At 55.3% G+C, this 24,745-nt stretch carries 20 protein-coding genes and 1 tRNA gene; 11 read left to right on the top strand and 10 right to left on the bottom strand.

Going from position 1 to position 24,745, the window contains the following annotated elements:
• Positions 1–10 precede the first annotated feature (10 nt).
• Positions 11–1,615, bottom strand: coding sequence for a Na/Pi cotransporter family protein (locus ACR0I0_RS16965; RefSeq protein WP_171724806.1), 1,605 nt, complete (start codon positions 1,613–1,615; stop codon positions 11–13).
• Positions 1,616–2,052: 437 nt separating this feature from the next.
• On the opposite strand from ACR0I0_RS16965, the gene ACR0I0_RS16960 reads away from it, so the two are divergent.
• Positions 2,053–3,273 carry an APC family permease gene (locus ACR0I0_RS16960; RefSeq protein ID WP_171724805.1) on the top strand — a complete coding sequence of 407 codons (1,221 nt, stop codon included), beginning with the start codon at positions 2,053–2,055 and terminating at the stop codon, positions 3,271–3,273.
• A 43-nt stretch (positions 3,274–3,316) separates the two neighbouring features.
• Complete coding sequence (locus ACR0I0_RS16955) at positions 3,317–4,933, top strand: MFS transporter (RefSeq protein WP_171724804.1); 1,617 nt, start codon at positions 3,317–3,319, stop codon at positions 4,931–4,933.
• Here ACR0I0_RS16955 and ACR0I0_RS16950 read toward each other — a convergent pair whose 3' ends face one another.
• A complete protein-coding gene (locus ACR0I0_RS16950) occupies positions 4,934–6,526 on the bottom strand; it encodes a trypsin-like peptidase domain-containing protein (RefSeq protein WP_171724803.1) in 1,593 nt (530 codons plus the stop codon). It lies immediately after the preceding gene.
• A gap of 220 nt (positions 6,527–6,746) precedes the next feature.
• Positions 6,747–7,166 (bottom strand): Hsp20/alpha crystallin family protein, encoded by a 420-nt coding sequence (locus ACR0I0_RS16945; RefSeq protein WP_170697089.1) that lies wholly within the window; start codon positions 7,164–7,166, stop codon positions 6,747–6,749.
• Between the two features lie 364 nt (positions 7,167–7,530).
• On the opposite strand from ACR0I0_RS16945, the gene ACR0I0_RS16940 reads away from it, so the two are divergent.
• Entirely contained in the window at positions 7,531–8,835 is a 1,305-nt protein-coding gene (locus tag ACR0I0_RS16940) for a ferredoxin reductase family protein (protein ID WP_480492320.1), read from the top strand.
• A 336-nt stretch (positions 8,836–9,171) separates the two neighbouring features.
• On the top strand, positions 9,172–9,717 hold the full coding sequence (locus ACR0I0_RS16935) for a flavodoxin domain-containing protein (RefSeq protein ID WP_171724801.1): 546 nt from the start codon (positions 9,172–9,174) through the stop codon (positions 9,715–9,717).
• Positions 9,718–9,816: 99 nt separating this feature from the next.
• On the opposite strand, the gene ACR0I0_RS16930 is transcribed toward ACR0I0_RS16935, so the two are convergent.
• Both ACR0I0_RS16930 and ACR0I0_RS16925 read right to left on the bottom strand, forming a co-directional pair.
• The gene (locus ACR0I0_RS16930; protein ID WP_171724800.1) at positions 9,817–10,662 is read right to left on the bottom strand and encodes a universal stress protein; all 846 of its coding nucleotides are present in this window, start codon (positions 10,660–10,662) and stop codon (positions 9,817–9,819) included.
• Between the two features lie 88 nt (positions 10,663–10,750).
• Positions 10,751–11,128 carry a SnoaL-like domain-containing protein gene (locus ACR0I0_RS16925; RefSeq protein WP_171724799.1) on the bottom strand — a complete coding sequence of 126 codons (378 nt, stop codon included), beginning with the start codon at positions 11,126–11,128 and terminating at the stop codon, positions 10,751–10,753.
• A 1,007-nt stretch (positions 11,129–12,135) separates the two neighbouring features.
• Here ACR0I0_RS16925 and ACR0I0_RS16920 point away from each other — a divergent pair.
• Positions 12,136–12,252: a LuxR C-terminal-related transcriptional regulator gene (locus ACR0I0_RS16920; RefSeq protein ID WP_348539535.1), complete on the top strand. Its 117-nt coding sequence runs from the start codon at positions 12,136–12,138 to the stop codon at positions 12,250–12,252.
• Between the two features lie 177 nt (positions 12,253–12,429).
• On the opposite strand, the gene ACR0I0_RS16915 is transcribed toward ACR0I0_RS16920, so the two are convergent.
• From ACR0I0_RS16915 to ACR0I0_RS16900, 4 genes are all read right to left on the bottom strand, one after another.
• Positions 12,430–13,554 (bottom strand): calcium:cation antiporter, encoded by a 1,125-nt coding sequence (locus tag ACR0I0_RS16915; RefSeq protein ID WP_171724798.1) that lies wholly within the window; start codon positions 13,552–13,554, stop codon positions 12,430–12,432.
• A gap of 15 nt (positions 13,555–13,569) precedes the next feature.
• Positions 13,570–14,832 carry an MFS transporter gene (locus ACR0I0_RS16910; protein ID WP_171724797.1) on the bottom strand — a complete coding sequence of 421 codons (1,263 nt, stop codon included), beginning with the start codon at positions 14,830–14,832 and terminating at the stop codon, positions 13,570–13,572.
• Between the two features lie 71 nt (positions 14,833–14,903).
• Positions 14,904–15,977 carry an alpha/beta hydrolase gene (locus ACR0I0_RS16905; RefSeq protein WP_480492318.1) on the bottom strand — a complete coding sequence of 358 codons (1,074 nt, stop codon included), beginning with the start codon at positions 15,975–15,977 and terminating at the stop codon, positions 14,904–14,906.
• 227 nt (positions 15,978–16,204) lie between these two features.
• Positions 16,205–17,233 (bottom strand): DUF1214 domain-containing protein, encoded by a 1,029-nt coding sequence (locus ACR0I0_RS16900; RefSeq protein ID WP_480492317.1) that lies wholly within the window; start codon positions 17,231–17,233, stop codon positions 16,205–16,207.
• Between the two features lie 93 nt (positions 17,234–17,326).
• Here ACR0I0_RS16900 and ACR0I0_RS16895 point away from each other — a divergent pair, with 93 nt between their 5' ends.
• From ACR0I0_RS16895 to ACR0I0_RS16870, 6 genes are all read left to right on the top strand, one after another.
• A complete protein-coding gene (locus ACR0I0_RS16895; RefSeq protein ID WP_170507295.1) occupies positions 17,327–18,397 on the top strand; it encodes an AraC family transcriptional regulator in 1,071 nt (356 codons plus the stop codon).
• 524 nt (positions 18,398–18,921) lie between these two features.
• Positions 18,922–19,755 carry a hypothetical protein gene (locus ACR0I0_RS16890; RefSeq protein ID WP_226689268.1) on the top strand — a complete coding sequence of 278 codons (834 nt, stop codon included), beginning with the start codon at positions 18,922–18,924 and terminating at the stop codon, positions 19,753–19,755.
• Between the two features lie 180 nt (positions 19,756–19,935).
• Positions 19,936–20,142, top strand: a complete 207-nt coding sequence (locus ACR0I0_RS16885; RefSeq protein WP_170782160.1) for a helix-turn-helix domain-containing protein — start codon at positions 19,936–19,938, stop codon at positions 20,140–20,142.
• A gap of 997 nt (positions 20,143–21,139) precedes the next feature.
• Positions 21,140–22,006: a site-specific integrase gene (locus ACR0I0_RS16880; protein ID WP_171724791.1), complete on the top strand. Its 867-nt coding sequence runs from the start codon at positions 21,140–21,142 to the stop codon at positions 22,004–22,006.
• Positions 22,006–23,049 (top strand): tyrosine-type recombinase/integrase, encoded by a 1,044-nt coding sequence (locus ACR0I0_RS16875; protein WP_480492314.1) that lies wholly within the window; start codon positions 22,006–22,008, stop codon positions 23,047–23,049. The genes ACR0I0_RS16880 and ACR0I0_RS16875 overlap by 1 nt, the downstream gene beginning before the upstream one ends.
• Complete coding sequence (locus tag ACR0I0_RS16870; protein WP_480492394.1) at positions 23,046–24,698, top strand: recombinase family protein; 1,653 nt, start codon at positions 23,046–23,048, stop codon at positions 24,696–24,698. The genes ACR0I0_RS16875 and ACR0I0_RS16870 overlap by 4 nt, the downstream gene beginning before the upstream one ends.
• On the opposite strand, the gene ACR0I0_RS16865 is transcribed toward ACR0I0_RS16870, so the two are convergent.
• Positions 24,655–24,731: transfer RNA gene (locus ACR0I0_RS16865), tRNA-Met, on the bottom strand. The two genes, ACR0I0_RS16870 and ACR0I0_RS16865, sit on opposite strands and share 44 nt — an antisense overlap.
• Positions 24,732–24,745 lie beyond the last annotated feature (14 nt).

Here is a 24,745-nt window from a genome sequence, read left to right as displayed (position 1 = left end):
AGGCATCCAACTACGCCACTTCGTCATTGACCTCACCACCCTTGCGCTTAGACGGCACTCCTTCCAGTGCGTTCAAATGCCAACGAATTCGCCAGAGGTGATAGGACACGCGATGTAACCATCTGAGGGCATCCAAGCGAGCCCAGACCACGTCGTCCGGCAGACTGTCAGTCGCAGCGTCGGAGATTAGCAAGTCTCTGCGAAGTTTCCTCTGTCGTCGCAGAAAACGGCGAACGCGATTCAGCGTGATTTCACACTGCGCTGGATTGTTGATTTCCAAATAGCCATCAGTCGCTGCAATCGCCACTGAAGCAAGCCGTTTCAAGCGCGGGTCTTTCGGCAACTCGCCTATCCGATCATCTTGGCTACACCGGTAAAGCAGCCGATCAAGATGATCGAGCACATGGTACATACCCTTGATGCTGGATATCTCTGCGTCGGACCTGCTGGGCAGTTCTATCTTGTCTAGGTACGAGCGCGCTTCAGATACAGCAGTCTCAATGCTGTCCCGTCCATAATCGGGTCCGCTTGGCTGAGATGCCCCGATACATGACCGAAGGTGCGCCACTTCGGCCCTTACAATGTGTTCGACTGCAACTTTTGCTGCGTCCACAGCTATTTCCGGCATCCCGAGGACGAGAGGATCCAAAGATCTCGTTAACTCAGCCCCTCTGTCGGGTACGAGCGCCTCGACAAATCTGGCGAAGGGTTTCGCGAACGGCAGGATCAGCGCCACGCCTATGGCGTTGAAGAAACTATGGAACGCGACAAGCGCAGTCAGAGAGTTTTCAGCCCCCGTCCCGCTTACAAAGACCGCAGTAAACGGCCCCAGCAGGAAAAATGCCATTGCCCCTGTCATCACGTTGTAGATTACATGAGCAAAACCGGTGCGGCGCGCCATCGTGCCCCCGCCAAAGGTGGCCAGAACAGCGGTGACGGTTGTCCCCACGTCCATTCCAATGACGAGAGCCGCCGCTTGAGGGAAGTTCACAGCACCGGCGCTTAACGCAGCCAACGCCGTTGCAACACCAGCACTCGAAGACTGCGTCACCATCGTGATAAGGACGCCGATCAATACAAGCTTCAGCCTGCCTAGCAATGTATCTGGCGGAAAATCGGCAGGAGTAACTACGCCGCGAAACGCGTCAAGCCCGGACTTGAGTTGCTCGATCCCAATGAAAATCAAACTGAACCCGGCCAACGCCAGCCCAAGGCCGGAAACCGCTTTTCTTCCCGAAAGCGCCAGCAAAGCCCCAATAAAAACAACTGGCAACATCACTTGCCCCAAGTCTAGCCTGAACCCCAAGAGCGCGACGAGCCAACCTGTCATGGTCGTTCCGATATTGGCCCCAAAGATGATCCCAAGCGCTTGGGGAAACGTGAGCAGACCAGACGCGACAAATCCGACGGCCGCAACGGTGGTCGCACTGGAAGACTGGATTGCAGCTGTCGTGACCGCGCCTGTTACGGCCCCGGTAAACGGTGTCGACGTGAACCGGCCCAAAATATCTCGCAGTCGCGCCCCTGCCAAAGCCTTCAATCCGTCCGTCATCAACAGCATTCCGACAAGGAACAGGCCGATGCCGCCCAAGGCTGGTAACAGGTTCCAGAACATCACGAATTGCTTTCCACCCTAAATCTCACACCGCCTAACATGTTTGCTTTGCATTTAAGTCCGACGACAAACGACAGTTGGTTTGCATTCAGACTCGCAGACCCGACGCCGCGAGTTGATTGACATAGATCAAAGCACCAACATGAATTACATAGTGAAATTCGAATGTTTCAACATATTCTACGTTCACCGTCCTGTCCCCAAGTAAACACAAAGGTGAATGGAATTTTGAAGGAGTGGAAGTTCCACCCACGGGGGCTCGGCAGGAGTGATGGCGAGCCCCCAGTTAGTTGATTGGCGCCCAATGCGCCCAGACGTTGAGACACAAGGCATTCGGTGCGGCTTTGACCATAGGATTAAGCCGCTGCGCCAATCGAGACAAAAAGAGAAGGACGCCACTGACGACGTTCGGAATGGGCAGTTGGCGGAAATCACTTATGAACTCTGTTGATCCAAACGAACAGAAACTCAGACGGGCCCTTACTACCCCGTTGCTCACGCTTTATGGCCTTGGGGTAACGGTCGGAGCGGGCATTTACGTTTTAGTCGGTGCAACAGCAGACATTGCCGGACCGTTTGCGGCGCTGTCGTTCGTTGTAGCTGCGCTCGTCGTATCACTCACCGCGCTTTCGTATGCGGAACTCGCAACTCGATTTCCTGTCAGCGCAGGTGAAGCAGCCTACGTTGAGGCGGGATTTCGGAAAAACTGGGTGGCGGTTTTCGTTGGTCTTGCGGTGGCAGCCTCGGGCGTTATCTCCGCTTCTGCCGTTGCAATTGGCGCAGCATCATACCTTCACGCTTTGACCGGTTTTGCGATCCCTATTTTGACTATCAGTGTTGTTTTGATCATGGGTCTAATCGCGCTTTGGGGGATCACTGAATCGGTCTTTGTTGCGGCTGTCATCACGATCATCGAGATCGCAGGTCTTCTTTTTGTGATTGGCTGGGGCATGTCGATCCAAGATCCGCAGGGATACGGGATCAGTTCGATGCTTCCCCCGCTTGAACTCGACGCGTGGAAAGGCATTTTCGCTGCATCACTTCTTGCCTTCTTTGCATTTGTTGGCTTCGAGGACATGGCCAATGTCGCGGAAGAGGTTAAAGACCCTGTGCGCACCATCCCAAAAGCGATTTTGCTGACGCTCATTCTAGCGACCGTGTTGTATCTAGGAACCTCAATGACGGTTCTACTTGTTGTTCCGATCGATGTCCTTTCGACGTCCGCAGCACCCCTCGCGCTTGTGTTTTCAAACGCCCCTGAGGTGATTAAACAGGGCTTTTCCGCGGTCGCCATTGTGGCGACAGTCAATGGAGTACTGATCCAGATGATTATGGCCTCGCGGGTGATCTACGGACTAGCTGACCGTGACCATTTGCCGAAGGTTCTGGCGATAGTCCCTAAAGCAACGCAGACACCATTAGTTGCTACTTTGCTGGTCGTGGCGATCATCGTACTGCTTACTCAAACTATACCGATTGGTACTCTGGCAGAGCGCACATCCCAGATCGTTTTGGGCGTCTTTGTGCTTGTCAACATTTCGCTGATCCTGCTGAAGATGCAGCCGGACGAGGCCGCCAAGCACTTCCGCGTTCCTCTTGTGGTACCGATCCTTGGCGTGATCACCAGTGCATTGCTTTTCGGATCTGGATTTCTCTAACTAGACAAAACGACCCAAAAGCCTCAACGAGCTGCCATGGCATATGACGACTGACCAAACTTCCATAGGATCAAAACTTTCGGCCTGGTGGCATAGAACGTTTGTGGATCTGGTTCAGCAGCTGCAATGGTCCTATCTGCCGCCATTGATGGTCTATTTTGCGGCCGGCGTGTCCGGCCTGACCTCGGTCGTTGGTGCTTTTTTCCTAAAAGACTACCTCGATTTATCCGCCTCTTTCGTTGCAGGGCTAGCATTTTGGGCTGGTATCCCGTGGATACTCAAAATGCCGCTTGGTCATGTCGTGGACCTGTTTTGGCGCTGGAAGTCCCTGCTGATCTTGTTCGGCGCGTCCTTGATCACGTTGTCTTTGCTCACCATGTACGGGCTCGTGACCGCACCTGCGCAGATGTCCAGTTTCATGCCGCTGGAAGACTGGTATGTTGTTGCCTTGCTCTTGGCGCCTTCGGGCTATGCAATTCAGGACGTCGTTGCCGACGCCATGACGGTTGAGGCGGTGCCAAAGGTTGACCAGAACGGCGCACCATTTTCGCCGGAAGAAACTCGTGCACAGCACACAACGATGCAGACCTTGGGCAGAGTTTCGATCATTTCCGGGTTTGCGGCGGTTGCGGCTGTAAACATCTGGATTTTCTCTGGAACCGAAGAACTGCAAGAATCCGAACGCCTTGCGCTTTATGGCCAAGTATATCTGATAGCTCTGACCATCCCGGTGTTGTCCGTTAGTGGAGTCGTTCTTCACAGCTTTATCCAGCGTCAGCTTATTAAGCGCGGCCACCCGCCACATACGCCGGATGAAGCCACCGAAGTCAAATGGTCCATATTGCTCGGCGGCCTTGCATTCGTTGTGCTCAGCATCGTGCTGGGAACCGCAGATTTCGCATTCGCACAAGAGACCGTTTTTGCGGTTTCCCTGACGGTGATCCTTTACCTCATGTCGCGTCTGCTGAAGGAGTTGGAACCAGCCCAAGCCAAAGCCTTAATTGGGACAGCGACAATCATTTTTGTTTTCCGTGCCGTTCCTCTGCCGGGAGCAGGCCTGACCTGGTTTGAAATCGATGAACTAGAGTTCGATGAGCAATTCTTAGCAATCTTGGCTTTGTTGACTTCGCTGCTGGCGCTGCTGGGGTTAATTGTTCTCCGACCGTTTATGGCCAATCGCTCGATTGCGCATGTGGTCGTATTGCTGACAATCGCTGCGGGCGTTCTAGCCCTGCCCAACCTTGCCCTCTATTACGGCGTGCATGAATGGACAGCCGCGCGTACCGGCGGAGTTGTCGACGCAAGGTTCATTGCCATTCTTGATACAGCCGTTGAATCGCCGCTTGGACAGATCGCTATGGTCCCGATGTTGGCTTGGATCGCCCGCAATGCACCCGTTCAGTTGAAAGCGACTTTTTTTGCGGTGATGGCATCATTCACAAACATGGCATTGTCGGCCAGCAGCCTTAGCACCAAGTACCTCAACCAGACATACGTCGTCACACGCGCTATCACCAACCCTGAGACCAGTGAGGTCACTTCAACCGCGGACTACAGTCAACTTGGGTACTTGCTGATCTCCGCGGCCCTGATCTCAGTGATCGTTCCACTGGCCACTGTGTTCTTTGTTCAAAAATCGCGCTTCCGAACGAGCGAATGATCACAGGTTTTCGAGCTCTGCCAGCAGTGCTCTGAGATGTGAAACCGGGACGCCGATGTTTGAGCCACCAAACTCGGGCAGGATCGCAGCATTGATGGCAACGACCTCACCCCGCCGGTTCAATGCTGGCCCCCCGCTTCCACCGGTCGTGGTCTCAGCGTCATAGACGATGGCGTTCCCACTTGTCCTCGCAATTATCCCCCGGCTTGCCAACGGGTGAATCTTGCTTTGAGTAGAAAGCCGGGACGCAATCGACCAAAAGTTCAACGTTCCTTCTGCCTCCAGTTCCTCTAGAAAGCCCGGCCCAGCCTGCGCGATCAAAGCTTTCAAACCCGTTGGATATCCCAACAGATAAAGCTCTTCACCGACGCGCGACGTGGCATCCGCCAACGGAATTCCGAGGTCCTGAACGCGGCTTGGCTCAACTGCCAAAATCGCCAAGTCTGCGGCTTCACTAAACCGGACCAAACGCGCCTCTATTGGTTCCGTCTGATCAGGCAAATAGGCCAGCAGCCTCAACATCTCTGGCTCAAGACCAGCGTCGCTCAGCGCTTTCTCTCGGTTCACCGAGGTCCAGGGCAAAGCGACATGGCGGTTGGTGGCCATCAATGGCACCCCAGCAATCAAAAACCCTGTTCCGGTGAACTGAAATTCTGCAGGTTCGCCGGTCCCGTCCGGTTCGATCCAAGGCTGGCCAAACGGGGTCTTCAGGTTTTCTCCGTTAGGTCCCAAAACGTGCCGTAATATCTTCCCGCTTTCCACGTGGCGCAATCCATAAGCTCCCTGAAGGAAAGCTACAGATCGAGTGGAGGCAGCTATCACCCGCGTGGGTGCCCCCGCCCGTTGCTCCAAGGTTCCAAGACGCTGCTCAGTCGACAAAACCTGGTTCTCAAAAGCGTCACGCAACGAAGCCAAGTCATCAGGCGTAAGTGCATCTTTTCGCGTCTGAGCGAGCATAACCGCGACCGCTTCGATCTTGCGGGACTCCTGTTCGATACTATCCGCCAAGCGCCGGTCGTTTTGGTAAAGCAGGTACCCAAACCCCGCGATCACAAAAAGCGTCGCAAGAACTGTGATCCTGAACAATATCGTGGTCTGAGACGCAAGCCGCCGCCCACTATCACGCAGGGCACCAGACATCTTTTTAGCGAAAGGTCGGCGGCTCGCTCGGGCGTAGGCATATGCGTCACTAAAGATATCTTCGACCGTATGGTGCGCGGGAAATGAGTGATCGCACAACCTGTATCGAGACATAGGGCCCTTTTCGCCGAACTCGATCATGTCGCCGTGCCTAAGAGACACCGATGAAGCATTTTGCCCGTTTACCCACACATTGCGCCCTGCTGACGCGGTTACCGTGTAACCTTCGTCAGCCCATTGTAGGGTGGCAACATCGTTATTATGGGGAGGCAGGTCATCCCTAGGACGAAGGCTTAGCACCCTTTCATCGTCAACTGAAACAGTTAGGGTTTTATCGACAAGCCAGTTCACGTTTCCGCGCGATGGACCTGTCAGGCTCTCCAGAAATGCCCGCACCTCACCTTCACCACCAGTCCCGGAGGATGTAATGCTACTCGCTTCTGGATTTCGCATTGTGACCCCCTATCCAAACGCGTGAGGGCATTCTACCACGCTGCAACAACAAACCCATGGCTTGGTGCGAATGTACATAAAACGCATTTATACAAACACTTGCGATGTCCGCCCGGATTCAACCAAAAAACATCTATCAGGCCGCAGCTCAAAGAAGGCCGATCCATGATCGGCCCTCTGCTTTGGCATTTTCAAGCCCCGTATCGAGCCAACAGACCGTCTATTTCGACGATACCTTGATCTTACGGCTGGGATCCTGAGGCTCAGTCTTCGGCATTTCGATATGCAGAACGCCTTTGTCGAATGTTGCGGAAATCTTGTCGATTTCAACAGTGTCTGGCAGCGACATGGCTCTGGAAAAACTGCCATAGCTTCTTTCGCTGACACGTAGATCGCCCGTTTCATCATGCGCAATCTTCTTCTGACCGCGCAGGATTAGCCTGCGATCCTTGATTTCAATTTCCACATCATCCTCTTCGAGCCCTGGCAATTCAGCCGTCAGGACAATCGCAGAATCCGTTTCTTGGACATCGATTGCCGGTGAAATCGCACCTGTCATGTCAAGAGACGGAAAACCCGTGCGTTGCGCAGCCGTTTCCATTGGTAGGAAAGGTGATCCTCCCCCGAAAAAACGCGACATCAGGGTTTCCATTTCACGCCGAAAGTTGTCGGAGAGGGGATGCGTTCCAGTGAAAAGTTGCGGGGATTTTTTGTCTTCTAGCATTTTTTGAGCCTCCTCCTTTGGTCTGATTTCACGCGCGCAACATTGTGACAGAAAAGGCGGTCAAGGACCTTGATCTTGCGCAAGCATACAACCTCATCCATCGCCAGATCGCTCGCACCGGTTGAACGAACAGAAACGGGAACCGTCGTCCAACAGACTTGCCAGATCGTGCTGGAGTTAACACCAATCTCAGTAGTCTTGATCGGAACCCTAGGTCAGCTTAGCGTTTATTCTAAATGAGCCCGAGTTGCCTACCTTTAGCACAGTGGAGCAAAACCGTATGAAATGGCCTTATCTGGCGCTGATTTACGTTTTGCTGATCTTGGCACCCTTGGGTTTTTCTTGGTCTCTGGGATGGCCACCGCGATCATTTCATCAAGAGCTCGCGTCCGGGCTTGGAATGCTTGCTTTTTCAATAATCTTAGTCGAGTTCCTGCTGTCTGGGCGGTTCAGGTTCATCTCTTCCGGTCTGGGTATGGATGTAACCATGCGGGTGCATCAGTTGATGGCGCGTACAGCACTCGGCTTTGCGCTGATACACCCGCTTCTGTATCAGGGTACGCCGTCTGGCGGACGCCGACCGTGGGATGAAACAAACCAACTTACGATTTCGACCGACTTTTCTACGCTGGTATCGGGCATCGGCGCATATTTTTTACTGTTCATTCTGGTCGCCTCGGCAATTGCGCGTAAATCCCTTGATTTCAAGTACGAGACATGGCGCCTCTTTCACGGGCTGGGAGCCTTGGTGATTGCCTTCCTGCTGTTGCATCACACGGTCTTTGCTGGGCGCTACGGTGGGCATCCACTTTTGACGTATATCTGGCTTGCCCTGACCAGTGTTGCAGTTGGAACTTTGCTGTATGTCTATCTCGTTCGCCCATTGCGTAAGAGGAAAAGGCCGTGGCGCGTCACGTCTGTGTCTAGACTAACACCGAGGCAATGGGAGTTGCGCATCAAGCCAGATGGTCATAGCGGACTAACCTTCGAAGCAGGGCAGTTTGCCTGGCTAAATGTCGACCACAGTGCTTTTTCGCTGCAGGAGAACCCATTCTCGATTAGTTCGGCACCAGCCGAAGGCCCCGATGTTTCATTCGTGATAAAGGAGCTTGGGGATTTCACATGTGGTCTTGGACAGATCGCTCCGCAAACCACTGCCTATCTGGATGCCCCGCACGGGAATCTTTCGATCAGCCACCGCACTGAGAAAGGCATTGTTCTGATCGCAGGTGGTGTCGGGATCGCGCCCATGTTGAGCATTATGCGTCAAGTTCGACTGAGTGGAACACAGCACGATCTCAAGCTTGTCTATGGTAACCGGGTGGAGGAGCAGATTGCTTTTCGCCAGGAGTTATCCAAAGAAGACACAGTATTTGTTCTATCCGAACCGCCAAAGGATTGGTCCGGAGAGACAGGCTTAATCGACGGTCCTCTGTTGGACCGCAATTTGTCGTCTGAGCAATATGAAAGCTGGCTTTTCGTTCTTTGCGGCCCCCCTGCTATGATGGACACCGTCGAAGATCATCTGATTGAGCGGGGCACCGCGTCACACCGGATTTTGTCTGAAAGGTTTGACTATGATTAGACTGCTCAGAAACCTGCCCGCACGCCAACAAGTGAAGGTCACGGTGTGGTGCATCAGTTTAATAATCCTCGTCGCTGTCTTGGCCTTTTCTTTAAGGTAGCAACACAAGCCATTGAGCCAAGGCCAGTTTCAAAAATTGTCAGCCAAAAAGGTCGATTTGCTTCGAGGTGTAGGTCGTCACTAACTTCCTTAAATAATGCTGCGGGTGGACAGCAAAATCGTACCACAACTCTTCCGATACGCTCCCAATTAGCGCCTTTGATGGAGATCAAGGGCAACGCGCGCGACTTATTCATAATCAGCAATCTATTCAGACCGATTTATGGGAGGATCGGAATGACCGTACTCATCGTCTTTGCTACAGTCGAAGGCCAGACAGAAAAGATTGCGCGCTTCATCAGCGGTGTCGCGAAGAATGCCGGTTTCAACACAAAACTGATCAATACCGATGAAATGCCCGGCCATGTATCGATTGACGATGTGGTCAAGGTTGTTCTTCTGGCCCCTGTCCACGAGCGTAGGCACCCCGAGTCATTCGAGGCTTTTGTCGCCTCAAATAGAGATACCCTAAGGAAACGAAAGTCTCTCGTGCTTTCCATCGGTCTAAAAGCTGCTTTCGCGTCAGGTCGAGAAGAAGCGCGCGACTATCTCAACGAAATGCTTATGCGAACAGGTTTTGAACCAAGTGCGACGGCGTTGGTCGCAGGCGCCGTGAAGCCGGAAAACTACGGGTATTTTGAGAGGGAGATCCTTAAGCACGTTGTCTTGCTTGGTCGAAAAATCGATCCACAAGATGGGGTACGGGAGTTTACTGACTGGGATGAACTGACGTCAATTGTGATAGATTTTCTTGGCGGAACCGGTCGGGCAAATCGACTTTAACCTCAAGCGAGTACCCAATAACAACTGGCTGTTCCCGCATTACCCGATGAACGCATAGAGCCACCTATCCCAGCAAGCCACAATCGCCAGTTTTCTTCATCAGTGTCCGAATAGCACTGGTAAACTTGTCTGCTCCAACATTGCTTGCGTCGTTCCCCCAAATACCGACTGACGCAAATGGGAATGCCCGTAAGCGCCCATAACAACGAGGTCGGCCCCCAGTTCTCGTGCGCGTTCCTGAATGCAGTGTTCAATTGAATTCCCGCCGCACGGGAACTGCGACACGGTCACGGTGCAACCGTGATGGCTAAGCCATCCAGCTAGATCAGTTCCGGGCACTTGACCTTCTACGTCATCAGGCGACGGCAAATCAAAACACCCAATCACAACTTCGTTGGCCGCCAGAAGAATGGGTAAAGCTAAATGCGCAACCCTAGACGCAGGCAGGCTATCATTCCATGCCAAAAAAATGCAGTCGCGTTGGGCAAACGGATCTCCGTTTATCATCAGGGCTACCGGCGAATGGAACAATACTCCGTAGGCGATCTTATGAAACAAATCGGGATCTTTTCGCAACTCAGCGTCTAGAAAGGCGATATCAGAGCGATTGGCTTGGCCAGCCACAAGATGCTTCAACTCTGCTCCAGATCCCATAAAGGCAATTACATTTGCAGATACGCCCTGCCCGACCAGGAGCGCTTCAACTTCTGTGGCGCGGGACTTCAAGGCGGCATTTTTTCTGTTAAGAACATCCAACCAGTTTGAAGGAAGACCCGCCTCAACGAACCTGTTTGATCCATACTTTAGGTAAGGCAGGTTGGGTAAGTCCGCGATCAACACGCAATTCAAGTGACTGTTCTGGTTACGGGAAGTTTCAGCGCATTCCAAAATCGACGCGTCGTCAGTATCAATTCCTACGTAATATGCCACTGTTCTGTGTTGCATTCCCGACCTCCGTCCGGAATTTCAATTTGCCCGAGAGCCGTGCGCACGGATTAAACCAACGAAGAGACAATGTTGTTGATCGCTCTTCTTACTTCGGCAGCATGAAGAACTCTTCCAGCACAATCTTGCCGTCCGCCACCGAATACACTGCGATCTCGCGCAGGGTCATACGCTCACCCGTAGCCTTCTGAAGCACTTCAGCTCTGAAGCGTACTCCAAAGCGGTTGGGTGGGTGGACGTAGGGCCCATCCACTTCTAGTTCTTGGATTTCATGCGACGCCAACCAATCCTCTCTTTTTCCCTTGATGGCTTCTCGACCCTTTGTAACGCGGAATTGTCGAACCGGAGGCACAACCGCCTCTATCGACTGCGCGTTTTCGGCATAGATCTCATCAACACTTCCAAGGCCCCTGCGCTCACGCATGGCCTGGACGAATGATCTTCCGATTTCAATCAACTCTTCCATGAGCCCCCCCTGAATTACCGTTGACTGTACCACTTCTTGCCCGCTCAAATCTTGACAAGGATCAATGAGCACAAGGGGAAATGCAATGAGGCCGATTCGTACTCAACTCTGCTCAGCCAGAAGTAACACACTTAATACAGCGCCACATTCGCATCAATCTGCAGGAAAGGCGGACAGCGTCAGCACGCTAGTGTCGCAGTTGCTATTTGGTTTTTAGTCAGCGCGACCGTGCATTGGCGGCTGGTTGCAACCTAAAGCTGCCATGGAGATGTAATGGTATACAAGAGGAAGTGCTGAGGCGATTGCCACGGCCGTTTTTACCAAAAACACATCTTCGCCCTTGCTTGCCAGACAATATCCGGCCCCCGCTCCTTCCCCCCGGTCTTGCGGGAGAAGGCCCTTCGCTTTCAGGTTCGTATCCGCGCGATGCCTTTTGTCGGAGGCCAGCCGCTTCCCCGCAGGCTTCTCACCTGCCCCGCTTTGACCGCGTACGGTCTCGGCGGTCCCCGGTTCGACGAGTGTCTGAAGACGTCCGTCGACCGGTGGGTTCCGTAGTCGCGTTTCTGCACCGGGCCAGAAGGAGCCGCGTCGGTGCGGGATGGGGTAGTCCCCGAACCATAGTTCACAATTGGAGGCCGGTCGTGAACGTACCGTGGTCACCGCTTTTCTTGATCGTTTGCCAGGGAAAGCAGCAAGTATAAACCGGGCGCAACGGAGACGGGGAGACCCATCCCGGCCCGGAACGTCCGATTTTGCGCTCTTGCTGACTAAGTGTATTGATCTGCTTTTTTTTGGGGATCTTTGTGTTTCGCGCGGCCGCAAGTTGTACAAACTTTAGCTGACCCGAAACGCCGCAGCCCACCAATAGCGCAGGCGGTTCGGGTCAGCGGCTCGACACAGAACCTAACCAAATTGTTCTCTTCCTGTTCTTTTGTTTGTGTGCAACCTTTGAGGGGGTCGCCTCGTTTCAACCAGCGCTTTCTGAGCAAACGGTACTGCCTTGATGGATCACCGAAGGTACTGTCAAAGTGCACCGCCACAATGCGTATTCCAAGCTCGGCGTAAGTTCACAGGCCGAGTTGTTTTCCGCTGCCACGCGATACCTGGCATCAAAGCAAACTTAGTCGTGGGAAGTTGACAGGCTACAAAATTATTCCGATTGCCGGAATCTGTTGAATACGGCCTAAAGCCGTCGTTGGCACAACCCAATGACAATGTCGGCTTTTGCGTCGCTCGCGGGAAGGAGATTGGAAAGCCACTGAAACGTGGCTTCCCAAATGGATAGAGAGGTTTTGGCTCCGTCACGACCCGTCGAAAATCAGGAACACGTAGGCCATAAAGGCGGCCAGATGCACGACGCCCTGAAGCGCATTTGTGCGGGTTCCTACGAAGGTCAGAATGCTGATCCCAAGGGTCAGAGCCAGTAGCACGATCTCAGCGCCTCCCAAGCCGAGCTCAATCGGAAGGCCGACAAAATGCGCAGCGATCAGAACTGCGGGCACTGTCAGGCCGATTGTGGCCAGTGCTGAGCCAAGGCAGATGTTGACGGCCCGTTGCAGCTTGTTGGCGCGCGCTGCGTCCAGAGCAGCCAGCGCTTCGGGGGTCAGGATCATAGCAGCCACGAGGAAACCGCCAAGCGCAACGGGCGCGCCAAATTCCAGAAGTTTGAAGTCGACAAACAGCGCGAGCTTTTTGGACATCAGAACCAGTGGCAGCATTGCCAGAACCAGCCAGACCACGTGAAAGCCAACACTTTTGGTTTCGAGATGGTGCGCGTCCGATCCTGCTGTGGTTGGCAGTTCATCTGCGGGCTGGCGGAAGATTTCTGGTTTGCCGGCGGTCTGATAGACGAGGAAAATGCCATAGAGCACAACCGACATCCCGATCATAAACACTGTTTGCAGGGCAGAGAGGCCACCGCCGGGTGCAGATGTGGTGAAGCTTGGCAGCACAAGGCTTACGATGGCGACGGGAAGCAGGACCACGAGATAGGCATTGGCTCCCGAGAGGTTGAACACTTGCAGCCCATGGCGCAGGCCGCCAATCAGGAGGCTCAATCCAACCAGCCCGTTCATCACGATCATCAGCACCGAGAACATAGTGTCCCGCGCCAGTGTCGGGTTGTTGTCCCCGGTCAACATAACCGCTGTGATAAGCGCCACCTCGATGCCGATCACCGAGAGCGTCAGGATCAGTGTGCCATAAGGCTCACCGAAGATGACGGCCAGACATTCCGCGTGATGCACCACACGAAACACCGCAGCCAACATCACGCCAAAGATACCGCCCAGCAGCAGCCAGGACATGCCAGAGCCCATGGCGGCGGGCTTGATCAGATCACCGGCGAAGGTCAATGCGACAAACACCAACCAGATCAGTACCGTCGCTTTCTCCGCGCGCAGGATGTTTGAAGTAGAAAAAGTCATTTTGGGTCTCCTGCCTTAGCGTTTCTGGGTTGGTGCAGATTTGAGACTGGTGGTCTCTGCCGCCTTAAAGTTGGTTTGTTCAGCTTTTGCTGCAGGTGCGACCGTTTTGATCCGCACAACAACCAAGGCTGTGAAAGCGGCCATCACGATGGCGAGCATCCAGTTCATGGCCAGGTCGCCAAACACAGCCGAGACAACGCTTGTCAGGAGTGGGCCGATAATGCCGCCAATGGTGAACACAAAAAGCATGGTTACAGCACTCGATGCTACATAAACGGGCACGGTCCGGTCCATCGCATGCGCCAGCAAAAGCGCATAAAGCGTGAGCATCGATCCACCGAGCAGAACCAGACCGACAAATAGGAGACGGTAGAGGGGTGTTCCCACCAAGCTCGCATGGCGAACACCATCCCCGGTGGAAAAGAATGCGAAGATCAAGAGCGCGAAAGTTGCCACTGCGGAGGCGACCAGAATGACCTTCCGGCGGTCCATCCGGTCAGAGGCAAGCCCCAGCGGGTAGAGAAACAGGATACGCCCGACGTAGACCGCGCCCATTGCGATCGCTACGTCCACGGCGTCGACGCCCATGGTCGCCGCCCGATATGGCACAACATTCATGAAAACCGTGGAGACTATGCCAACAGCGAGCGCGCCAAAGGCAGCTGTGGGGGCATCTATGAAAAGGGCTTTTACACGCACATTGGCCCGCTCTTTGCCTTCCGGTGGCGTGCTTGGCGCGGCTGCAATCACGACGATAGCGAGACAGTACAGCAAAGACACCAACACAAAAGACTGGTTCAAATCGTCTGGAGTCACGATCACGATAACCTGGCTCAACACCGACATCAGGCCCAGAATGATGGCAAACACCGCAAGCAGGCGCCCGCGCGACGTCCCATCCACAGTTTCGCTGATCCAAGCGTCGCCGATGGCAAACAGCCCGGCTGTGGCGATGCCTGTCATAAGCCGCACAAACAAAAGGGTGGGTTCGTGATCTGTGACCGAAAAGAGCAAAGCCGCAGCCGTACAAATAGCGGCGGCCGCCGAAAAGGCGCGGATGTGGCCAATACTGGTGATCCAACCAGCGATGTAAAAGCAGCCAATCAGGAACCCCAGCGAGTAGGCCGCCGGTGCAAGCGCGGCGATTTCCTGCGAAGCACCGGTTTCCGCGAAATACAGGGCGACAATTGTGCCGGACGCCGCGGTCACCAGTTGGATCGCGGCAACAGCAATGAAGAGATATTTGAGAGTGTGAATTTGAGCGCTGAAACTGGGCATATGCGCACCTTTGAGAAAAATTCGGGGTTGGACGCCCAAGGCAACTGTGTCGATTGCCTTGGGCCGTGGGCTTACTTCAGATGAAGGTCAAAGAAGGCGTTCAGCTCGCGCAAAGCATCCTGCGATTCCGGGGCATCGACCATGAAACCTGCGATGTAGTCGCCGTGCGCCTGACCGTCATAGACGTGCAGGTCGGCAATCACATCCGCATCCCGCATGGCGCGGTGCATCCGCACTGTATCGCTGAGCAACAGATCCCGCGTGCCACTAAGGAAGATTGCAGGCGGCATCCCCTCAAGGTCGCCATAGACCGGAGAGAGATACGGATCGTCGGCGTTTTTGCCGCCCGCATACAGCTCAAAAGTGCCCGCGATTACGCCCTCATGCTGGCCAAGCGGATCAAGACCTTCGAGGGTTGTCCAGCTGTCAGACACATTGGCAAGATCGGTGGCGGGCGTGCCAGCCATGATCGCACCCGGCACCGGCAGACCTGCGTCCCGCAGTTGCAGAGTTGTAGAAAGCGTCAGGTTGCCGCCCGCCGATGTCCCAAACATGGCGATTTTGGCTGGATCATAGTTCTGAGTGATCTCGCCCCAAACCGCAATCACGTCATCGGTTGCTGCCGGAAACGGGTGTAGGGGCGGGCGACGGTAATCTACAGAGATCACCTCTACACCCAGCCCATTTGCCAACCAAGCGGCCTCCATGATTGCCGCTTTGCCGCCGTTGAACACGAAAGCGCCGCCATGAACATGAACAAAAACGGTGTCGGCCCAACGCGGGTCGATTTCCTCAGGCGTGACGAGATATGTCGTAACACCCGCGATCTGACCAACACTGAAATTGGCTCCGGTTTTGGCCAACATCGCCTCGGCCCCTTGCGCAGACGCTGCATCAAATTGGGCTTGGAAAGACAGCCACTCTTCCAGTGTCTCCGGAACCGCCGGCATTCCTACGATCTCGCGCGAGCCAATCAACTCGGCCAATTCTGGGGATACGCCCACTGGGACAGGCACCGTGCGCTCTGCCAACGGCAAGCCATCAGCCGCGGTTTTCACAGGGGGTTCAGCGGCAAAGGCCGGTACCGAAAGCGCTGCAACAAGAGCAGTGGTCAGGGCAGTTTTCAGAACGGAACGACGTTTCATTTCAATCTCCTACGTTTTAGGTGTCCGTGTTTGTCTTTGATGAACCTGAGGTAATTTCGCGCCTTGCACCTTGCGACCGCCGAAAGTGATCATTTGACGACAAAAGGGCGTCTGCTTGGGGCTTTTGTCTTGAAGCAGACCTGTGATGTGCAAACCAAGGGAGGCAGGTGGCAAAATAAAGCCCCGGTCGGACAACCGCCGACCGAGGCAATGACGCGAAGCGTTGATCAGGATGTCTGATCAATGGGCAGGGCAATCGGGAAGGCCCAGCCATCTTCAAGGATCTCTGGACCCGGCTGATACAGGCGCACGACGTAGTTCCACCCGTCCATGATCGGCAAACAGTTCACCCGACCATCCTCACAATCCCCGAAATGTATGGTCACGGTGCCGTCCTCGTTGGGAACGGAAGTCACGTTGTTGACCGAATAGGCCCCTGCGTCGTTGGGCACCATGTAACCGCTCGCATCATAGACTGTGACCGACCAGAAACCGTCTACAGGGACGTCGCCGACAGTCAGGATGTGGGGAATTGTGCCATCGCCCAACACCGGATATTGGCCGTCATAAACCGCCGCCGCAGGTGGGTTGCCGCCCCATCCGGCCGCCGCGCCGACCAAATGCGAGATTGGATTTACGGCGTCGGCCGTCCCAAACACCTCAAACGTGTTACCACTGAGCCCTTGCGCCAACGGAAGCAGCAGTTCGCGTGTCAAATCACGGGAGGCGGCGTCCCAGTTTGGTACCTCAAAGCTTCCGGCGTCAGACTGATGTACTTCAATGGCGTCCTGAAGCGTGTTGGCCAGGGCAATGTCTGATGGGTCATTCTCGTCTGCGAACGTCCTGAACAGGACCGACATATAACGCGTGCCGACCTCCTCTTCAGTGAAATGATAGGTGCCCGCGTCATGTACAACGCCAACCACATAGTGATCCTGGTTGAGAATCAGCATGGACATAAAGCGCCCTTCGGAGTCTGGCAGCACAATCGAGGCGGGCTCGGTCAGATTGATCACGACGCCGGAATAAAGTGTATCACGGTTCATGCGGATCACATCCTGCGCATCCATTGGTACCGGTTCGCGGATATGCATCAACCCACCAAAGCCACCCAGATCAACAATGCGCTGATGATACATGTCGGTCTCAGCTCGCACAAAATTGGTCACATTCACCGTCACCGGGGCCTCCGCAAAAGCAGGCACGGCAAGGCCTGCGGCGGCAACGATGGCAAGGAAAGAGGATACCGTTTTCATTTCAATCTCCTTTGGGGTCAGAGCGCTACCGTTCCAATTTCGGTCGCTTTGTTTGGCTCATTCCTCAGGTAGGCGGCCAAGAATGGCGTTGGGATGGGCCAAACACTTCTCAAAGTGATCAATCGACGACATAGTGAGCGCGTGCGCGACCCGATGCAGAACTCAAGGGGTTTACTCCCGACACTCGACGCCCTGGACCAGATGGCGTCCCCAAGGCTCGTTGAACGTGCGCTCAAAGATGTTGGGTTAACCCGCACGGTGCTTGAAGGCCCTCCGGTTCCGCTGCCGATACGGTATCATGCACAGCTTCTGGAAACGATTTCCGGCAAAATTGGAGAGCGCCATCTCGGGGCGATCATGGCGAAAGACTTTGCCTACTCTTCTCTCAACCGGCCTGATCCGTTTTCGAGCTATGCGCTTGGGGCTTCTCGGTTGGACATCGCCCTTCAACGTGCCGCCCGGGCGCTGCCCTTTCTCCAACGAGGGACCCAAATTCGCACACGAACCGACGGAAATTGTCTGGTATTCAGTTTCGGGGTGCAATTTGAAAAGAGCATCGGGGCTCAATTGCTTGAGCAGGAAATTCCTTCGATCCTAATCGCTCTTGTGCGTCCCTACCTTGGGACAAGCTGGGTGCCAGATTGGGTCGAACTTCCGGCTGAGCACAGGCTTCAGAAAGTTGCATTTGCACGATTGCTCGGCACAGAAGTCCGGGCCAATGCAGATTTTCCGGGGATCGCAATTCCGATGTCGCAACTTCAGACGCCGACCCGCCTTGACGAAGGCGGACGCGTGCAAATGACGGCTGCAGGCATAGAGAGGTTGCGGTTGAACCGCCCGCCCCGCACACATGCCGAAACGGTACGCCAAGCGCTTCGCATGCAACTCAACAACGGCAGCGCCGCGGTCGACGATGTCGCGGCGGCGCTTGGGGTCGGGGTTCGGACATTGCAGCGTCAGCTTCGGATCGAAGATGTGACGTTCAAGGAGATCGCGCTGTCCGAACAAGTTAGTCGGGCAAAGATGCTCTTGAGTGAAAACGACCTGAACCTGTCTCAAATCGCCTTTTATCTTGGTTTCTCCGAGGTCAACAGCTTCCGGCGCGCGTTCCGCACCTGGTTTGGACAATCGCCGACACAGTACCGTTCTCGCGCATTCAGCTAAGCTGCGGCATAGCGATTAATTCATCGAAGTCTGTGTCTGCAGTTGCTGCGGCTCCTCTTTGATCTTTGGAATGCGTGGTGAAAGCACACAGACCTGCAATTGCAGGTCACTTTAGGTAGCCGCAAGCGGACATTAGTCCATCCTGCAGCGAAGGTCCATTTTCCGCCCGTTCACGACGAATGCTGTGCTGGTCCCTAAGGTCTACTTAGGGCTCGGTGCGGTCATTCGGTGTATTGGGTTCAATGTCTGCTCTAGCGGCAAAGCGACCGGTCACTCGGCAGGTGCATGTATCCACTACAGTGCGGTGTGCAGTCTGCTACCGAAATAGCGTTAAAACCGCCTTGGACGATCAAGCATTAGCTGGAGCACAAGCTGTTCTCTTCCTGTTCTATTGTTTATGTGCAACTTTTGGAGGGGTCGACTTGCTTCAACCGGCAAGCTTCCTCAGCAATCGGTACTGCCTTGATACACGTAAGCTTTTGGATGTGCGACCAGACCCTAGAATGTGCCAAACGGAGAACAACATGAGCGCTAACGCGGACAGCGGTCTGAAGGGCAATCGAGACGTTACAGATACTGAAGGTGACTATTCCATCTATCCGCACATGGATGGGATCAAAAGCTCGATGTCGTGGAAGCTTGGCTGTTATGGAGAACGCGGCGCTCTTTCCAAGGACATGATCGGGAGCTTGGCTGAACAGTTTGACCTGCCGACTAAGCTCGTACGCGAACTCTCTGTGTTTCTTGGGAACTGCCTCAATAACGACGACGACATCGCAATCAATCTGACTGAGGTCCGACGCTCGCAAGCGATTGAACGAGGTCAAAAGCACCTCAAGCAACTTTTGCGGAAAGCAAAACAGAGTTCCATTGGTCCCCAAGAACTCCGGAACGCATTGGGCTCGCTTTCGACTTATTTCGCGGCGACGCCAGAAGATGGAGACCTTCTTGACCAAGTCCTCGACAAGCTTGAGACCGCAACGACACTTACTCAGGATGTCATAGATGACATTCGGCACATCCTTGTGACCCCCGGCGCAGTTGCAGAGATGTCGCCCCGAGACAAGCGGTTCTCGCGCGACAAACGCCGTCAGTACATCGTCGAGAGCTGCTGTTACATCTGGAAAGATGCCGGTCGCCCTCTGACCTATACAACATACTCAGACGGGCGCCCCGGAGGACAACGGCAAGGTCCGCTCGTCAACTTTATCCAGGCTGTCGTGAAGATGATCACCGAGCCGGGGCAAATCCTGAGCGGTGAGACGATCCGCGTGGATATAGACGATTTTCGCGGCAAGCTTGAGCGTGAAGAGAAAGAGCGTTGGGCGCCGCCGGAATTGGCCAATCAATACACTTAGAAGGAGCAAGCCCGCGTTGTCATGGTCATGGCATGACACGCGTTCCTGCCATACCCCCTTCTGACGACCATGCGCACCGGCAGGTTGAGACAGCGATTGACCAGTTGGTCCGATTGCTGGCTGCCCAGGCAGTACGGGAACTGGGCCGGAACGCCTCTGACCAAAAGGAGGCGCATCAGGATGCCACAGATCAATGCCAAGAAGAGCCGACCCCGCAAGCTTTTGACGGTGAAGGACGTCGCTGAACTGGACAATTGCTCGGAGAAGACGGTACGCCGTGCGATTGCGGCAGGCCTGCTTGAGGTTATTCGGGTGGGCCCCGGCGGACGCCTCATCCGCATTGATCCGGCAGCTCATGCCGCCTACCGGCAGACACATTGCTGGTAGGAACTCACGTCTATTAATGTCCATTTATGTCAATGCGTTATGTGCATTTCGGGAAGAAGGCCAGCCCGTAAGTTGCGAACTTTCTGTGCTACGCTTTTCCCGAATCGGACCTCCTGTCCACACCCGTCCACCCGAGACCTGACATGTCCAAAGGAACACAGACCCGATGACTAGCCAGAGCCCCGTTCCATTGACAATAGCCTTCGTCAAAGCCGACACACCGATGTTTGCCGAGCTTATCGAACAGCTGCGCTCCGATAGCTCTCTGACAGACGGACGCCGCCGCGATATGATCTCCGGCCTGCGCCGTGCATCCAAAGCCCTTGGATTGCCTCCTGAGGATGTGCCTTGCGATAGCCGCTGGTTGCAGCCCCGTCTTTCCAAAGTCACACCGGCTGCACTCGGTCTTTCACCAAAGAGCTGGCAAAACGCGGTCAGTGATGCACGGGCTGCGCTCGCGCATTTCGGGCTGGTGGAACGGCGCTTCAACCGGATCGATGATCTGTCTCCCGATTGGCAAGCGCTCTGGGCGAATGTACTGGCGTCCGGCGACAAGACATTGCAACCCGCGCTCTGCCGCTTCGTGCATTTTTTGAACCGGCAGGGTGTCAAACCTGCCACTGTCTGTGAGGAGCATGCTCAAGCCTATCGAGTAGCCCTTGAGCATAACGAGATCAGCAAATCTCCTGATGTTTCACATCGTGCCGCTGTCAACGGCTGGAACCTGGCGGCTCGACGTATTTCACAATGGCCCAACGTCACTCTGCCTCTGGAATCGCGCCAGAAGGTCATCACTTTTCCGGTGACCGCGTTTCCAGCGCCCTTCCAAACCGCTCTTGCAAAGCTGATACATCGTCTGTCCAATCCAGACCCCTTGGCAGATGACGGTCAAAACAGGGCACTCCGACCCCCGACCCTGTCCCAATACCAAAGACAGTTGGTTCGGTTTGCCTCCGAACTCGTTCACTCTGGTATCCCGATCGCGGAGATTGGCGGATTGGACATCCTGATCAATCCGATGATGGCTGAACGGGGTTTGCGCCAGATGTTATCGCGCACCAACAACCAGACCACAAAGATGATCAGCGAGATCGCCGCGCTGCTCCGCAACCTGGCCCGGATACTCAATGCATCCGATGACACCCGGGACGCGCTGTCGGGGCTTGCCGCGCGTCTTGCGGTAAAACCTCAGAATGGCATGACCCAAAAAAACCGAAGCCGGCTGCGGGTGTTGCAGGAGGACCGGCATCAGCAGCGCCTGCTGCTTCTGCCTGAACGGGTTTTCGCGCGACCACGCGGCACCTCCAAGCCGTATGGCTGGGCTCTGGCGCGTGAAGATGCGCTCGCCATCGCCATCTTGCTGGTCTGCCCAGTTCGCGTGAAGAACCTGGCTGACATCCACCTGGAACGCCACCTGCACCGTCCCGGCGATGGCCGAGCCTACCTGGTTCTGGAAGGCGGCGAGACCAAAAACGAGCGACCTGTCGAGTTCGAGATCCCACGGGATGTATTGCGCATGATCGACGCCCATCTCAAAACTCGCTGTCCGGAACTCTGCCCCGCGGGAACGCCTTGGCTGTTTCCGCGCCGAAAGAGATGCGATCCAATCGACCCGAACGCCCTTTCGGCACGCATCTCCAAACGGATCCGGAAGGAAACGGGGTTGGAGATGAATGCCCACCTGTTTCGGCATTTCGCGGTGATGAACTGGCTCGACGCCAATCCCGGCGGCTACGAGGTTGCGCGCCGTTTGCTCGGGCATTCGGAGGTCAGCCACACCATCAACATGTATTCCGGTCTTGAGGCACGGTCGGCGACACGCGCCTTTGCTGACCTGGTCGATGCCAAGAAAGGGCGTCGCTGATGAGCCTTATTCTGCCGCTCGACGAATGGCCCGCGCAAGACCAGGAGATGTGGCTCAACCTTCAGGCGGGAGGTGGACCGCTTGACGATTGCGGCGCGCTCTCACATCTACGCGCGACCTCGCTGAAGACTTTGGAGTTGCGCTATGCCCGATGGCTGCAATGGCTGATTACAAGTGATGCGAATGCGATCACACTGCCTCCGGCTCGACGCGCGACTCTGCCGCGCCTGTCCGCTTGGCTTCGGGACCTCTCACACACCCGGCCAATGACCCGGTTGATGTTCATTGACGGCGTTTTGCGTATCCTCTCCGCGGCTGACCCGACACAGGACTGGTCCGCTCAGCGGAGATTGAAAGCGGGATTGAAGCGCACCGCAGGACGGGGTGATCGGGATCGCAAACTTGGGCGTGTGTTGTCCAGCGAGGTTCTATTCCGTGCAGGGCTGATTCTGGCGACGGGTCATGCAGAAGCGGCGCCAACATCGCTGCGCCGTATGATGTGCCTGCGGGATGGCACCATGATTGCCATGCTGGCTTTGATGCCGATGCGGCGACGCGCCTTTGCCGGCCTTCGGATTGGCATATCCTTGCATGTCACAGCAGACACCTTGACCGTCGCGCTCCCCGGGGATCTGACCAAATCAGGGCAGCCATGGGAGGCTGTTGTTCCCCAGAGTGTTGAGCCTCTCTTGCGTCGTTATGTCAACGAAGTCCGCCCCTATTTTTTGGAGCGTGGCCAACAGCAGCACGATGTCCTATGGGTTGGCAAAACTGGCTTACCTTTCAAAGAAAACGCGCTAGGCCCCCGAATTGCTGATCAAACGCTTAAGCTGACGGGTCGCCGCATCCCACCGCATTTCTTCCGGGATGCCGCCGCAACGACATTGGCGCGCTCCTCTCCGGAACACGCAAAGCTGATCCGACCAATATTGGCTCATACGAGCTTCGGAACGGCAGAGCATCACTACATTCACGCCCAAACCATTGAAGCAGGCCGCGACTACGCGGATCTGATCAACCAGAAGAAAAAGGTCTGTCGATGACCCGAGTCGCAATCTATGCCCGTTTCTCCAGCCAGATGCAGCGAGACGCATCGATCGAAGACCAGATGCGACTGTGCTGGGAGCGGGCAGAACGCGAAGGCTGGACCATTGTTGAAGCCTATTCGGATCGGGCGGTCTCTGGCGCGTCCATGTTGCGTCCCGGGCTGCAAGCGCTCTTCAATGCAACCCAGGAAGGACGGGTTGATCTGATCTTGGCGGAGGCGCTGGATCGCTTGAGTCGAGACCAGGCAGACATCGCTGCGATTTTCAAACGCCTGAGCTTTGCAGGGGTCGGCATCATGACTCTGACCGAAGGCGAGATCAGTGAGTTGCATGTGGGTCTCAAGGGGACCATGAACCAACTGTTCCTCAAAGATCTGGCAGATAAAACTCGGCGCGGTCTTCGCGGGCGGGTGGAGCTTGGACGCTCCGGTGGCGGCAACAGCTATGGCTACGACGTCGTCCGGCGTCTCGGGCCCGACGGCCAACCTGTTACGGGGGAACGAGTGATCAACGCAGCGGAAGCTGAGATTGTCCGACGGGTGCTTCAAGAGTTCACCGAAGGGCACTCCCCAAAAGCCATTGCGCGCCGCCTCAACACCGAGGGTGTCCCAGGCCCCCGTGGTAAATTATGGCGTGACACGGCAATCCGGGGGCACCGCACTCGTGGAACCGGCCTTCTTAACAATGAGCTCTACATCGGCCGCCTGGTCTGGAACCGGCTGCGTTACATCAAGGACCCGGAGACCGGCAGACGTGTTTCCCGTCTCAACGATACCTCCGAATGGATCATCACGGAGGTCCCAGAGCTGCGCATCGTCGGGGATAAACTTTGGGAGGCGGTCAAACAGCGGCAGGGCGAGATCGAGGCTGATCCCCGCGTCAAAGCCATCAAGGAAACCAAGTTTTGGGAGAAGCGGCGCAAGAAGCACCTTCTGACAGGTCTTGCATTCTGCGGCACCTGCGGAGGGCCGCTCGCGACAGTCGGGCGCGACTACCTCGCCTGCTCTGCCGCCCGCAAACTCGGTACTTGTTCCCATAGGCACTCCATTCGCCGCAATGTCCTGGAAGACGCCGTTCTGGATTTGCTTCGTCAGCGTCTGATGCAGCCCGACGCAGTGGCCGCTTTTATCAAGTCCTTCAGCGAAGCCGCCAACGCAGAAGCAGGCACAGCGGAGGAAGTCCGGACCCGTCTGCAATCCGACCGGGACAAAGCCGTGCGCAAACTGAATGGGCTTTATGACGCAATCGCCGAGGGCATTCGCACCACCGGACTTCAAGCAAGACTCGAAGAGCTTGAAGCGCAGATCGCCGATCTTGAGGCGAAGCTCTCAGAACCTACGCCCTCACCGGTGCGACTGCACCCAAATCTGTCCGAACTCTATCGCTCCAAGGTCGCAGATCTGGCACAGGCGTTATCGGATCCGTCGATCCGTACAGGAGCCTTGGAGATTATCCGGGGCTTGATCGAACGTGTTACGATCCAACATGAACGGGATGGCGTGCAGATCGAACTGGAGGGTGCCCTGGCAGCAATGATTGGGCTGGCCCAGAATGAACAAAGCCGCCCTGAGGCGGCTTGTTCGAGGCTCTGTTCGACCAAGGTGGTTGCGGGAGTAGGATTTGAACCTACGACCTTCAGGTTATGAGCCTGACGAGCTACCGGGCTGCTCCATCCCGCGACAGTTTTTGTGAC

This window comes from Ruegeria sp. AG6 (genome assembly GCF_056541565.1).
The sequence above is the reverse complement of the archived record's forward strand: the minus strand, read 5'-3'. Positions and strand labels throughout refer to the sequence as shown.